This is a genomic window from Veillonella tobetsuensis (assembly GCF_001078375.1).
In the GTDB taxonomy this organism is placed as follows: domain Bacteria; phylum Bacillota; class Negativicutes; order Veillonellales; family Veillonellaceae; genus Veillonella; species Veillonella tobetsuensis.
On the sequence record NZ_BBXI01000009.1, the window covers coordinates 260,742 to 272,925 of the forward strand.

A 12,184-nucleotide genomic window follows, 5' to 3' on the forward strand; every position below is an offset into this window, starting at 1 on the left:
GTTACTATGAGTGATGTTCGTGTAAGAAAATTACAAGAATTCATCAAACAAGAAGTAAGTCAAATGTTGATGCGTGGGTTGAAAGACCCTCGCATCGGCTTTACTACAGTTACCGATGTTCATGTAACAGGTGATTTACGTGAAGCTACGATTTATGTTTCCTTGTTTGGTTCCGATAAAGAGAAAGAAGATACACTTATCGCATTAAAACATGCAGCTGGTCATGTGCGTACCGAGCTTGGTAAGGTATTGAAATTACGCCATATTCCAACGATTACCTTTGATAAAGATACATCCTTGGATTACAGCATGCATATCGAATCCCTTTTGAACGAAATCAAAAAGGATGAAGAAACAAATTAACAAAAAGGATACAGACTATGAGTAAGATTACAATTAATCAATTACACATGGCTCTGTATGAAGCTAATTCTATAATGCTCACTGTCCACGTGCGACCAGATGGAGATGCTATTGGCTCTATGGTGGCCTTCTATGAGGCGCTTATAGCACAAGGCAAAACGGTACATATGGTTGTGGATGATGTAATACCTGAAAGATATTCTTTTTTATCCTATATTGATCAGATTAAGGATGTAGCATATTACGATGCTAACCCTGTATCTGTGGATATGCTCATGGTATTAGATGCTAGCACGTATGAACGGATTGGCCGCGTAGGTGCACTCTTTAGTGCACCTATTTTTAATATAGACCATCATATTTCTAATTCTGAATTTGCTGATTATCTATATTTAAAACCTGATTTTGCGGCTACTGGTGAAATCATTACGGATTTATGTGAACAATGGAATTGGCCTATTACAGAGTCTATGGCTAATGCCCTTTACATGGCAATTGCTACCGACTGTGGTTTCTTTAAATTCAGTAATACCACTGCTAATACACTTAAAATGGCAAGTCTCTGTGTTGCTGCTGGTGCAAGACCTAATGTTATTTCTGAAACGATTGAGGCCGTCAGTGCAGCACGTCTTGAATTGACAAAACAGGTTATGCAAACCATTGCATTTTATAAAGATAATCGCGTTGCAACCATCGAATTATCTCCAGAGGTTATGGCTATTCTAGGTGATGATACGGATGGTTTTGTAGACATCATTCGCAATGTAGATACCGTAGATGTTGCTATTTTGTTGAAAGGTGAAAGTCCAAATCGCACTCGAATTAGCTTGCGCTCTAAAGGTACTGATGTGAATGCCATTGCCAACCATTTTGGTGGCGGCGGTCATATACGTGCCGCAGGATGTACCATAGATGCCTCCATTGATGAGGCTAAATCTCGTCTATTGGAGGTTATTAAATAATGGATGGCGTATTTCCGTTTTTGAAACCTCCTGGCATTACAAGTCATGATGCTGTCGGTATATGTCGTCGTATTTTAAAAGAAAAACGCATAGGTCATAGTGGTACATTAGATCCTATGGCTTATGGTGTATTACCCATCTTTTTAGGAAAGGCCACACGTCTTATTGAATACACAGATGGTTTTGATAAGACCTATGTAGCAGAATGTAAGTTTGGCACTTTTACAGATACAGAAGATAGTACAGGACAAGCAGTATTACCGGATGACAATATGGATCTCGTAGAAGGGATTACCATATTAGATGATTCTACAGAGATTAATGAGTCCTTAAGGCCTCCAACTTGGAATGAGTTAACTGCGTTGTTAGCTTCATTTGTAGGCACACAAGAGCAACGTCCATCTAAATATTCGGCCATTAAAATCAATGGAGTTCGCGCCTATGAATATGCTCGTAAGGGTATTCCAGTGGAATTGCCGCTGCGAACTATTATAATTTCTAACATTGAGCTTGTAGCCTATGGTTTTCCGTATTTCACAATTCGCGTTACTTGTTCTAGTGGTACCTATATTCGTTCGCTGTTACGAGATATATGTATTCGATTAGGTATTCCTGGGACTATGACATCCTTAGCAAGAACTGCTGTTGGCCCATTTGATATTCAGTCGTCCTATATAGCAGAGGAATTAACTCTTCACGGTGAAAAAATTGTGTTCCCTACAGATCATGCGGTATCGCATCTTTCAAAAGTGGACGTAGATAGTGTACAATTAAAGATGATGGTACAAGGTAAAGAATTACCAATCGTAGAGGCCTTTTCTCATACGGTCCCATCTGAAAAGTATAGAGCCTATGGGCCTAATGGTTTTGTAGGCATTCTCAAAAGAACTAAGAATTCACTTAAGGTGGATAAAAATATTTTTATTGAAGGTTAAGTATGAAACATTTACACTCGTTTGATGAATTACGTCAAATTAATCGTAAAATTGTATACGCATTAGGCACATTTGATGGTGTACACCGTGGTCATCAACGGGTCATTGGCAATGCTATAGCAGAGGCCAAAGCACATGATGCCGTTACGGTACTCGTTACATTTAGCGCTCATCCTATGACGATATTACGCCCTGGAGATGTTCCAAAGCGCGTTTTATCTGCTAATATTATGGATGAGATTCTCGAATCTCTACAGGTAGATTATATATTAAGACTTCCTATGAATTTAGACATATTTAATATGTCTCCTGATGATTTTTTATCTGCATTATGTCGTGATATTGATGTGGTAGGTATTGCAATTGGCACTAATTTTACATTTGGTGCCAAAGGTGCTGGTAATCCACAGTTAATGCGAGATAAATTGACAGATAAAGGTATTCACATCATAGTAGAACCATTATTATCTACTGAGGAAGGTCCTATCTGTAGTACCAATATTCGTAAGGCTATTGAAGAAGGCCGCATGGAGCAAGCACATGCTTGGCTTGGTCGCCCTTATCAGTTTAGAGGTATCGTTATAAAAGGGGATCAACGAGGGCGTACATTGGGATTTCCAACGATTAACTTTTTATTGCCTAATGAGATGGCTATACCGCCTGATGGGGTATATGCTAATCGAGTTTGCATAGATGGTATTTGGTATGATGGTGTTGGTAATGTGGGGGACAATCCAACTTTCACCAATCAATATCATCGATGTGAAGTACATGTATTTGATTTCGACCAAGATGTATATGGTAAGGAAGTAACAGTACAGTTTATATCCTATATACGAGGTGAGATTAAATTTAATGCCTTGCAGGAATTGATTGATCAAATGAAGATTGACGAGGAAACGGCAATTCAGATTTTACGTAATAACTCATAAGGGGGAGCTATGGATATTAAAGAAGCACGCAAACAAATTGATGGTATTGATGCACAGTTAGTAGAGTTATTTGAACAACGCTTATCTATTATTAAATTTATCGGTAAATTTAAGGATGAACATCATTTACCTCTTATTGACGAAGATCGGGATCAAGAGATTATTTCTAGCCTAAAAACTAATAGTAAAGATCCACGTATGTTGACATATATCGAATCTTATATGAAGGATGTTATTTCTATTAGCAATGAGTTCTTAAAAGAACATATGCATAAGCATATATTCCTTATCGGTATGCCTGGTGCAGGTAAAACTACGGTTGGTAAGGTCCTTGCGAAAGAATTAGGCCGTGATTTCTATGATCTTGACCAAACTATTCAAGATAAAGTGGGGAAATCTGTACAGAATATTTTTATCTATGATGGTAAAGATGCATTTAGCGAATACGAGTATGAAACCATCAAAGAATTAATTTATAATAAACCGTCTGTCATAGCTACTGGCGGTGGTACAGTTACGTCCGAAAAAATCGTAAACCTTATGAGAAATAATGGTCTTGTTGTATTTGTAAATCGCGATGTTAATCATATTCTCGATGATTTAGATTTAGAAATTCGACCACTTGTGAAAGAAAGCATTGAGTATATTTTCAATGTTTACGAGGAACGTTATCCTCTATATGAACAAGTAGCCCATATTAAAATCGGTAATGAAGGCAGTATTACTGATGCTGTTCAAGAAATTATCGAAGCATTACCTAATACGGAGAAATAATGGACGCATTACGAGGATTTGTATACCGAATTATATATCAGAATACGCAGAACACGTATTGTGTATTCCTTGTAAAGGATTATAATGAGGAATACATAACTTGTACTGGACGCTTCGAAGCCCCTAATGAGGGGGAAGATGTTGAATTAAAGGGTCGTTATGTAGAACACCAAAAATATGGTTTTCAATTTGATGCATCTAGCATTGAGAAATTGAAGCCCGATAATATGGGGTCTGCTAGGCTGTATTTGATGAACTTAGGCATAAAAGGCTTAGGTGAAAAGTCGATAGATAAAATATGTGACTACTTTGGTATTCGTCTTCTAGATGTATTACGCGAGGAACGACCTGAGGAAATCAAGGATGTACCGGGTTTGCGCAAGGGTGTGAAGGATGAATTATACAACACCTTATTGGGGGAAGGTATATTATCTGATTTAAATCACTTTTTTGAGTCTCATCAAATTTCATCTAAATGGTCTCGTACTGTTTATACCTATTATGGCGCGTCCTCTATAGATGTTATACGTGATAATCCGTATAATTTGTTGCGTATTGCACCGGATATGTTGTTTAATACAGCCGATACATTGGCTGTGAATTTAGGTATAGAAGCCGATGATGAACGGCGATTAGAAGCAGGTGTTAACTGGATTTTAGGAAATTTAGATAATCAAGGTCACACCTGCTTGCCTGTAGATGAATTAATTGGTCGCACCTATGATTTATTGCAGATTGATGCCGACTTAATAGCTAATCATATTGATTCGCTTATTAGTCAAGGTATCGTTTATAGTACCTATTATGATGATATATTGTATGTGTATCCTCCTGAAATGTATGTTTCAGAGGTGGAGGGCGTTCATTATACGCGTGATTTCTTAATTGAAGCAGATCCTATATCGCTAGATATACCTAGTTTTATTGAGCGATTTGAAGCAGATAATCATATAACCTTTGGTTCAGAGCAAAAGGAAGCTATTGAACTATCTTTTTTTGAAAAGTTTTCATTAATTACAGGTGGTCCTGGTACTGGTAAAACTACGATTATTAAGGCCTTGGTAAAGGGGTTTCAATTAGGTGGATTAGGGCGTATTATTCTTTGTGCACCTACTGGTCGTGCGGCAAAGCGTTTGACAGAGGCTACTGAGTTTGAAGCTACAACTATACATCGATTGCTTATGCCTGTAGCTGGTAGTGATTCCTATGACTTTACAAAAAATGAAGATGATCCACTTGATATTGATGTTATCATCATCGATGAATCATCGATGCTTAATGTGCGATTGTTTTATTCTTTGATGTCTGCCATCCCTCGGGAGGCACACGTTATCATCGTTGGTGACGTTGATCAACTGCCACCAATTGGTGCTGGTTTCGTATTAAAAGACCTACTTGATAGCGATATGGTTCCTTATACACGGTTGCAACATATCTATCGTCAAAGCTCGGGCAATAGTATAGTTGATAGTGCATATGCTATCAATCGTGGCGAAATGCCTAGTCTAGATATAACCAGTGATGAGTTTACTTTCATACCTGTTAATTCCTTAGGGGATATGATGAAGGCCATCATTGATGTATATAAACGAGAAAAAGAATATGTCGATGATGAATTAGATATTCAAATTATTTCACCTATGCGTCGTGGTAAGGCGGGTAGTACTACTATATCTCAATATGTACAACAATCGGTAAACCCTCCCGATAGTTATAAAGGGGAGGTTCGTGTTAATGGTATTACCTTCCGTGTTGGTGACAAGGTTATACAGATCCTTAACAATTATGAATTAGAAGTATTTAATGGCGAGATTGGCGTTATATATGCTATTACTAAGTCAGATATTTGTATCCGCTTTATTCACAAAGAGGTGCGCCTATCCATCGATGAAGCACATATGATTATGCCTGCCTATGCTATAACTGTTCATAAGAGCCAAGGTAGTGAATATGGCGTTGTTATTATTCCGTTTGTACCTATGTATGGTGGTATGCTACAACGCAATTTGCTGTATACAGCTGTTACAAGAGCTAAGCGTAAGGTCATTATGATTGGCACGAAAAGCTCTGTAGAAAGAGCTGTAAAAACCGTTAATGGTGAAGAACGATACACTTTATTTAAAGAACGTTTACAAGGAAGATGTGATGGATAATGAATCTATTTGATTTTTTATTTCCCCCTGTTTGTCCTCATTGTGGTGCTCATGTAAAACAACAAGGGGATTGGTGTGATTCTTGTATTGAAGCAGTTCTTAATATTAGACAAGTACCTTCCAAGTTATTATCCTCACTAGATTCAGTTTGGATTTTAGCTGATTATATAGGTGGTATTAAGTCTATGATATATGATGTTAAATTTAACAAAAAAAAGGAGCAGTCCAAGGGGGCTGCTCCTTTTTTAGCATCGTACAACTTGAGGATGCACTCATATAAACCGCATTATGTTATTCCCATACCTTCTAGTTATGAAAAGAAAAAGAGTAGGGGGTATAATCAGGTAGACCAATTTTTCTATAATTGGGTTTTATCATTTACAAATCATGAGCGTCATACATTTAAAGATAAACAGAACAGTAATAGGCCGATTTTAGAGGATTGCGAGGATAAATGTTTCCAATGGTTTGATTGTTTATATAAATTAGATACTCATAAGGAAATGTGGTCATTATCAGGCAGTGAGCGGAGAAACACAATAGAGGATGCTTTTTTGTGGAATAATAATTTTGATTCATCATTGATAAGGGATAAAAGAATTCTACTCGTTGATGATATTTATACAACTGGAGCTACGTTGGAGTCAGCGGCACGTGTATTAAGGAGGTATAGTCCTCAAACAATAGAAGCCCTTACTATTGCAAGCGGGAGCTTTTAAAAAATAAAGGCGATAACAGAATTGGAATCTGTTATCGCCTTATGGATGTAATGTTTAGCCTAATACATCGATAAATGCTTTAACTACATCTGGATCAAAGAGGGAACCTGATGCACTAAATAATTCTTCTTTTGCCTTGGCCTTGGTTTTTGCCCAAAATTCAGTGGATGGATTAACAGTGGAATCATAATAATCAGCTACTGCAATGATACGAGCACCTAATGGAATATTAGGACCGCGTAAATGTTTTGGATAACCAGAGCCATCCCATTTCTCATGATGATAGCGAATATATGATAAAATTTGTTGGCAACATGGATAGTTTTCAATCATATTCGCACCACTAGCAGCATGTTGTTTGTATTTAGACATTTCTTGCTTATTCAAATAAGGTGCTTTTTGAATCATCGCATTAGGAATCATTAAAAGCCCTACGTCATGTAATAGTGCAGCATGACGGATTTGTTCGATTTCATTTAATGGAAGCCCCATTTTAGCAGCAATACTAACTGCATAATTTGATACTTGTACAGAATGTGTATACAAGTGATAGCTCTTCATTTGTATCATTTGTAATAGTTGAGCACTAATGGCCTCTAAACTATCTTTCTCCAATTCATACAGTCCTGAAGGCTGCATTAATGATAACATAAACATAATAAACCCCTCTAACATACATGAATGTAAAATCCAAACCCCCAAGGAAGTTACATCGTACAACTTGTAATCCGTTCTTCTTTAACAGTATTCGTATTATACACTAAATAATATATTTTGTGTATCGGTATAATGTTTGCTTTTTGAATAGGTATTCATATTTAGCATAATAAAAATAGTTGACAAAAAAAGAATGCCTTAATAGTGGGATGTGAAAAACTAGTTTTAAGAAATCTAATAAAAAAATGAAGAATTATTTTATATTCCTATTCCTATTTTCTATACATAAAAATTAAGACTTGCTTTTTTTATTCTCATAACAGTGATATTAGAGAATACGTATGTTTGTTTGAGTTGATTGCAATTAAATTATATAATTTTCATAGGTCATACTAAGTAAAGTTATAAGCCTTTTGGGGATATAGTATATAAATAAAAATATGGTTAGAAGATTTATTATATAGATATAGACATAGATATAATTTATAATCTATAATATGAAAATACGGGTCTGTGGTTGCAAGTCGAGGCCAGTCGCAGGCGAAACGATCCACATAAGCAGTCTAAAGGGCTGTGAGCATGGTGCGGCTTAGATGTAAGTCCTGCCGGGTAACCGAGAGGAGTAGTAGTGGGGAGCCAAGGGCTTATGAGCGAACCTTCCAGCAGGCGAGTGTGGGGGCAAAGACCAGGTCAGCCGTATTACGGGCACATGAGGCTTTTCTCATGTGCTTTTTTCTTTTATACATATGTATATAATAAAATATTAATATAGCCTATTGGTATGCTATTTTTATTATACAACTCATGTATAATAATTCGTGATGTGTATAAAAATAATTTTAAATTCATTGATATACTGCTTTTTTGTGATTTTTTTATACATAATTGTTGACATAAATATACTTTCTATATATACTATATAAATAAATTTAGTTATAGTATGAGGTTAAGATTATGTTTAATAAAAAAGTAAAAAAATTAGTTTTAGGTGGTTTGATGGTTGTTATGGCCGCTTCTTTAATTGGTGGTTGTGGTTCTAATACTACTTCTTCAACAGCTAATAATAAAATCGTTGTAGGTACAAATGCTACCTTTGTACCATTTGAGTTTAAAGATGATAAGTCACAAGATTACACTGGTTTTGACATTGAGTTGATTCGTGCTATTGGTAAACGTATTAATAAAGATGTAGAGCTTAAAAATGTATCTTTTGATGCTTTGATTCCTGCATTAAATACGCATGATATTGATGTGGCTGCTTCTGGCATGACTATTACAAAAGCACGTAGTGAAAAGGTACTATTCTCTTCCCCTTATTATGAAAATGCGTTAGCCATCGTTTATAAAGATAATGGTAATATCCATTCTTTAGATGATTTGAAAAATAAGAAAATCGCTGCTCAAATGGGGACAACTGGTTCTGATTTAGCTCATAAAATTGAAGGTACAACAGTTAAGGTATTTGATCATAGTAATGAAGCTTTATTGGAACTATTAAATGGTGGTGTTGATGCTACTGTCATCGATTTACCTGTTGCCCAATATTACAGCACAAAACATCCAGATGCTAAAATTCAAATCTTGGCATATCCAAATACTAAGGAATATCTTGGTTTAGCTATGAATAAAGACAATAAAGCGTTGCAAGAACAAATTAACAAAGCAATTGCAGATATGAAAGCTGATGGTGAGTTCAATACATTATACAAAAAATGGTTTAATGTAGATGCACCTGCAGATATGCCTGTAGTGTTAGATTTTAAATAATTAGGGAGTAATAAATGGACTGGAATGTCATAACGAGTAATTTACAATTATTATTATATGGTGCTTGGATGACCATTAAAATTACAGCAGTAGCAGTAAGCTGTGGTTTTATTATTGGTTTGATTGTCTCCTTAGCGAGAATGTCGAATTTTATTTTGATTCGCTTAATTGCTAAGTGTTATGTGGACATCATTCGTGGCACACCAATGCTTGTACAAATCTTTATGATTTATTTTGCATTACCTCAAATTATTGGTATGCGAATTGATCCTTATGTAGCAGCTGTTGCAGCATGTAGTATTAACTCTGGTGCTTATGTATCTGAAATATTCCGTGCTGGTATTCAATCTGTGGATAAAGGTCAAATGGAGGCCGGTCGTTCGCTAGGTCTCACATGGTGGCAAACAATGCGTCATATCATTATTCCACAAGCCTTCAAGGCGTCAATTCCTCCTTTGGGTAATGAATTTATTGCGATGTTGAAAGATTCTTCTCTTGTATCTGTAATCGGATTTGAAGAATTGATGCGTCGTGGTCAGTTGATTATTGCAAAGACTTATGCAGCCACAGAAATTTGGGGAACGGTAGCTATTATCTATCTATGTATGACATTACCGATTTCTCGATTGGTAGCTTACCTTGAAAGGAAATATAACGTAAAATGATAGATTTAAAAGATGTACGAAAATCATTTGGTAAAAATGAAGTATTAAAAGGTATCAACCTTCATATTGATAAAGGTGAGGTTGTAGTAATCATTGGTCCATCTGGCTCTGGTAAAAGTACAGTATTACGAACAATGAATTATCTTGAAGAACCTACAAGTGGTCAAGTCATTGTGGATGGCATGGATTTGTCTGACAAGAATAAATTAAATGAGGTTAGAACAGAAGTAGGTATGGTGTTCCAAAACTTCAATCTTTTTCCGCATATGACTGTTCTTGAAAATTTAACTTTAGCACAAATTAATGTACGAAAAACTGATAAAAAAGCTGCTAATGACATTGCAATGAAATTATTAGAGCGCGTTGGATTATCAGATAAGGCAAATGTGTATCCTGATTCTCTTTCTGGCGGTCAAAAACAACGTGTAGCTATTGCTCGCGCATTGGCAATGAAGCCTAAAGTTATGTTATTTGACGAGCCTACATCTGCGCTTGATCCTGAAATGGTTCGCGAAGTATTAGATGTTATGAAATCATTGGCCGATGAAGGCATGACAATGGTTATCGTAACTCATGAAATGGGCTTTGCAAAGGAAGTAGCAGATAGAGTACTATTTGTTGATGGTGGTCTTATATTAGAAGATGGTTCTCCATCACAAGTATTCGATGCTCCAACTAGTGATAGAACAAAATTGTTCTTGTCTAAAATCTTATAAGAACTTAATTAGCCACCTATATTATTAGATGAAGTTAATGTAGGTGGTTAATTTTTATATTCATTTAGATATAAAAAATTTTGATATCTTGTTTATGAGTCTCTTTGAATTGATTATAATATAAAGATTTTTCTAAAATAGATTAATTCGTATTAATAGATGTTATATATAAATATTTGTGATGTCTATAGAGTTTATGCATGCTAATTAGTAAGGATGGATTCATTGGTATTATATATTCTTGTAATAATCATATAAATATAAATAGAGGAAATATATAATAAAACCTGCGTAACCATGTAAATACAATATTTTTGTGATATATCTAGAAAAGTATAATGATAATTTATGTATAATAATTAGTCGAAAATAGCTTAGTTTGAATTTGATATTTTATACATGCTATGGTATGATACCAATATAAGCAAGACAGTAAGACAATATATTTTTTAGGAGGATCTTACCATGTTAGGTAAAGTAAAATGGTTTAGTGCAGAAAAAGGTTATGGCTTTATTGAAAGAGAAGATGGAAGTGATGTATTCGTTCATTTCTCTGCTATTCAAGATGATGGCTTCAAATCTTTAACTGAAGGTCAAAATGTAACATTTGATATCGTTGATGGTAATCGTGGCCCACAAGCAGCGAATGTTGTAAAAGCGTAAATACATACCAAATATTACATAAAAACAAAATTATAAAAATCCCAACGCTTGATTTGTTGGGATTTTTTTGCGTTTGATAGCGCACAATACATATTTCTACTAAAAATATAAAAAATTACTCGAAAAAGAGGAGTTTTACACATAAATGTAGAAATACTAAATAAGACACCAGAAATAGAATAATTAAATAGATTCTTAAAACTGGTTGTTGATTTTTAGAAAGGGTGTTGACATATGAAAGTAGCAATCAGAGGTAAAAACATTGAAGTAACAGCGGCTCTTCGTGAGTACGTAGAAAAAAGATTAGGCAAACTAACTCGTTACTTTGATGATGAGTTAGATGCACAAGCAGTTTTATCTGTAGTGCGAGATAAAGCAACTATCGAAATTACATGTTTCGTAGATAAAATCGTATTGCGCGGCGTTGAAACAAACGATGATATGTATGCAGCAATCGATTTGGTAGTAGATAAAATTGTTCGTCAAATCCATAAACATAAAACTCGTTTGGCAAAACGATTCAAACGTGCAGAAGCTTTCCATCCAGACGTAGTACCTCTTGAAACACCAGTAGAAGAAGAAAAAATTGAAGTTGTAAAACGCAAACATTTTGCAGTTCGTCCTATGGATGTAGAAGAAGCTATTTTGCAAATGAACTTAATTGGACATGATTTCTTTATGTTCTTCAATGCAGAAACAGAAACAATGAATGTTGTATATCGTAGACATGATGGTTTCTATGGTTTGATTGAACCAGAAATTCAATAATATATAGTCGGTTACCAATTAATTGCCCTATTACATTGGGCTAACCGAAGCATATAGACGATGGATGCCCGAAAGGGCATCCATTTTTGTAATAGCATATACATCTTTAT

Annotated in this window: 13 protein-coding genes; 12 read left to right on the forward strand and 1 reads right to left on the reverse strand. The window is 35.3% G+C overall.

Annotation, left to right across the window (positions count from 1 at the left end; translation table 11 throughout):
- The first annotated feature begins 6 nt into the window (after window positions 1-6).
- Genes rbfA through VEI_RS04045 form a run of 7 tightly spaced genes read left to right on the forward strand, consistent with a single transcriptional unit; the run spans window position 7 to window position 6,838 of the window.
- The gene (rbfA, locus tag VEI_RS04015) at window positions 7-363 is read left to right on the forward strand and encodes a 30S ribosome-binding factor RbfA (protein WP_059362105.1); all 357 of its coding nucleotides are present in this window, start codon (window positions 7-9) and stop codon (window positions 361-363) included.
- A 17-nt stretch (window positions 364-380) separates the two neighbouring features.
- Window positions 381-1,325 carry a DHH family phosphoesterase gene (locus VEI_RS04020; RefSeq protein WP_059362108.1) on the forward strand — a complete coding sequence of 315 codons (945 nt, stop codon included), beginning with the start codon at window positions 381-383 and terminating at the stop codon, window positions 1,323-1,325.
- The gene (locus VEI_RS04025) at window positions 1,325-2,260 is read left to right on the forward strand and encodes a tRNA pseudouridine synthase B (protein WP_059362110.1); all 936 of its coding nucleotides are present in this window, start codon (window positions 1,325-1,327) and stop codon (window positions 2,258-2,260) included. Before VEI_RS04020 ends, VEI_RS04025 begins: the two co-directional genes overlap by 1 nt.
- Before the next feature lie 2 nt (window positions 2,261-2,262).
- Window positions 2,263-3,192, forward strand: coding sequence for a bifunctional riboflavin kinase/FAD synthetase (locus VEI_RS04030; RefSeq protein ID WP_059362112.1), 930 nt, complete (start codon window positions 2,263-2,265; stop codon window positions 3,190-3,192).
- 9 nt (window positions 3,193-3,201) lie between these two features.
- The gene (locus VEI_RS04035; RefSeq protein ID WP_059362114.1) at window positions 3,202-3,966 is read left to right on the forward strand and encodes a shikimate kinase; all 765 of its coding nucleotides are present in this window, start codon (window positions 3,202-3,204) and stop codon (window positions 3,964-3,966) included.
- Window positions 3,966-6,119, forward strand: coding sequence for an SF1B family DNA helicase RecD2 (recD2, locus tag VEI_RS04040; RefSeq protein ID WP_059362117.1), 2,154 nt, complete (start codon window positions 3,966-3,968; stop codon window positions 6,117-6,119). Before VEI_RS04035 ends, recD2 begins: the two co-directional genes overlap by 1 nt.
- Complete coding sequence (locus tag VEI_RS04045) at window positions 6,119-6,838, forward strand: ComF family protein (RefSeq protein WP_059362119.1); 720 nt, start codon at window positions 6,119-6,121, stop codon at window positions 6,836-6,838. Before recD2 ends, VEI_RS04045 begins: the two co-directional genes overlap by 1 nt.
- A gap of 54 nt (window positions 6,839-6,892) precedes the next feature.
- Here the strand turns inward: VEI_RS04045 and VEI_RS04050 are convergent, their stop codons facing one another.
- Window positions 6,893-7,495 (reverse strand): HD-GYP domain-containing protein, encoded by a 603-nt coding sequence (locus VEI_RS04050; protein WP_059362122.1) that lies wholly within the window; start codon window positions 7,493-7,495, stop codon window positions 6,893-6,895.
- A gap of 954 nt (window positions 7,496-8,449) precedes the next feature.
- Here VEI_RS04050 and VEI_RS04055 point away from each other — a divergent pair.
- The 5 genes from VEI_RS04055 to hpf all read left to right on the forward strand — a co-directional run bounded on the left by VEI_RS04055 (window position 8,450) and on the right by hpf (window position 12,074).
- Window positions 8,450-9,262, forward strand: coding sequence for a basic amino acid ABC transporter substrate-binding protein (locus VEI_RS04055; RefSeq protein ID WP_059362125.1), 813 nt, complete (start codon window positions 8,450-8,452; stop codon window positions 9,260-9,262).
- 14 nt (window positions 9,263-9,276) lie between these two features.
- Window positions 9,277-9,927: an amino acid ABC transporter permease gene (locus tag VEI_RS04060; protein ID WP_059362128.1), complete on the forward strand. Its 651-nt coding sequence runs from the start codon at window positions 9,277-9,279 to the stop codon at window positions 9,925-9,927.
- Window positions 9,924-10,643, forward strand: a complete 720-nt coding sequence (locus VEI_RS04065) for an amino acid ABC transporter ATP-binding protein (RefSeq protein WP_059362131.1) — start codon at window positions 9,924-9,926, stop codon at window positions 10,641-10,643. Before VEI_RS04060 ends, VEI_RS04065 begins: the two co-directional genes overlap by 4 nt.
- Window positions 10,644-11,108: 465 nt before the next feature.
- A complete protein-coding gene (locus tag VEI_RS04070) occupies window positions 11,109-11,306 on the forward strand; it encodes a cold shock domain-containing protein (protein ID WP_059362134.1) in 198 nt (65 codons plus the stop codon).
- A gap of 234 nt (window positions 11,307-11,540) precedes the next feature.
- Entirely contained in the window at window positions 11,541-12,074 is a 534-nt protein-coding gene (gene hpf / locus VEI_RS04075) for a ribosome hibernation-promoting factor, HPF/YfiA family (RefSeq protein ID WP_059362137.1), read from the forward strand.
- Window positions 12,075-12,184: the final 110 nt, after the last annotated feature.

Excerpts from the sequence above, each read along its gene's own strand:
- VEI_RS04055 (WP_059362125.1), top strand. The coding sequence starts at position 8,450 with ATGTTTAATAAAAAAGTAAAAAAATTAGTTTTAGGTGGTTTGATGGTT.
- VEI_RS04035 (WP_059362114.1), top strand. The coding sequence starts at position 3,202 with ATGGATATTAAAGAAGCACGCAAACAAATTGATGGTATTGATGCACAG.
- VEI_RS04030 (WP_059362112.1), top strand. The coding sequence starts at position 2,263 with ATGAAACATTTACACTCGTTTGATGAATTACGTCAAATTAATCGTAAA.
- VEI_RS04060 (WP_059362128.1), top strand. The coding sequence starts at position 9,277 with ATGGACTGGAATGTCATAACGAGTAATTTACAATTATTATTATATGGT.
- recD2 (WP_059362117.1), top strand. The coding sequence starts at position 3,966 with ATGGACGCATTACGAGGATTTGTATACCGAATTATATATCAGAATACG.
- VEI_RS04020 (WP_059362108.1), top strand. The coding sequence starts at position 381 with ATGAGTAAGATTACAATTAATCAATTACACATGGCTCTGTATGAAGCT.
- VEI_RS04050 (WP_059362122.1), bottom strand. The coding sequence starts at position 7,495 with ATGTTTATGTTATCATTAATGCAGCCTTCAGGACTGTATGAATTGGAG.
- VEI_RS04065 (WP_059362131.1), top strand. The coding sequence starts at position 9,924 with ATGATAGATTTAAAAGATGTACGAAAATCATTTGGTAAAAATGAAGTA.
- VEI_RS04025 (WP_059362110.1), top strand. The coding sequence starts at position 1,325 with ATGGATGGCGTATTTCCGTTTTTGAAACCTCCTGGCATTACAAGTCAT.
- VEI_RS04045 (WP_059362119.1), top strand. The coding sequence starts at position 6,119 with ATGAATCTATTTGATTTTTTATTTCCCCCTGTTTGTCCTCATTGTGGT.
- hpf (WP_059362137.1), top strand. The coding sequence starts at position 11,541 with ATGAAAGTAGCAATCAGAGGTAAAAACATTGAAGTAACAGCGGCTCTT.
- VEI_RS04070 (WP_059362134.1), top strand. The coding sequence starts at position 11,109 with ATGTTAGGTAAAGTAAAATGGTTTAGTGCAGAAAAAGGTTATGGCTTT.
- rbfA (WP_059362105.1), top strand. The coding sequence starts at position 7 with ATGAGTGATGTTCGTGTAAGAAAATTACAAGAATTCATCAAACAAGAA.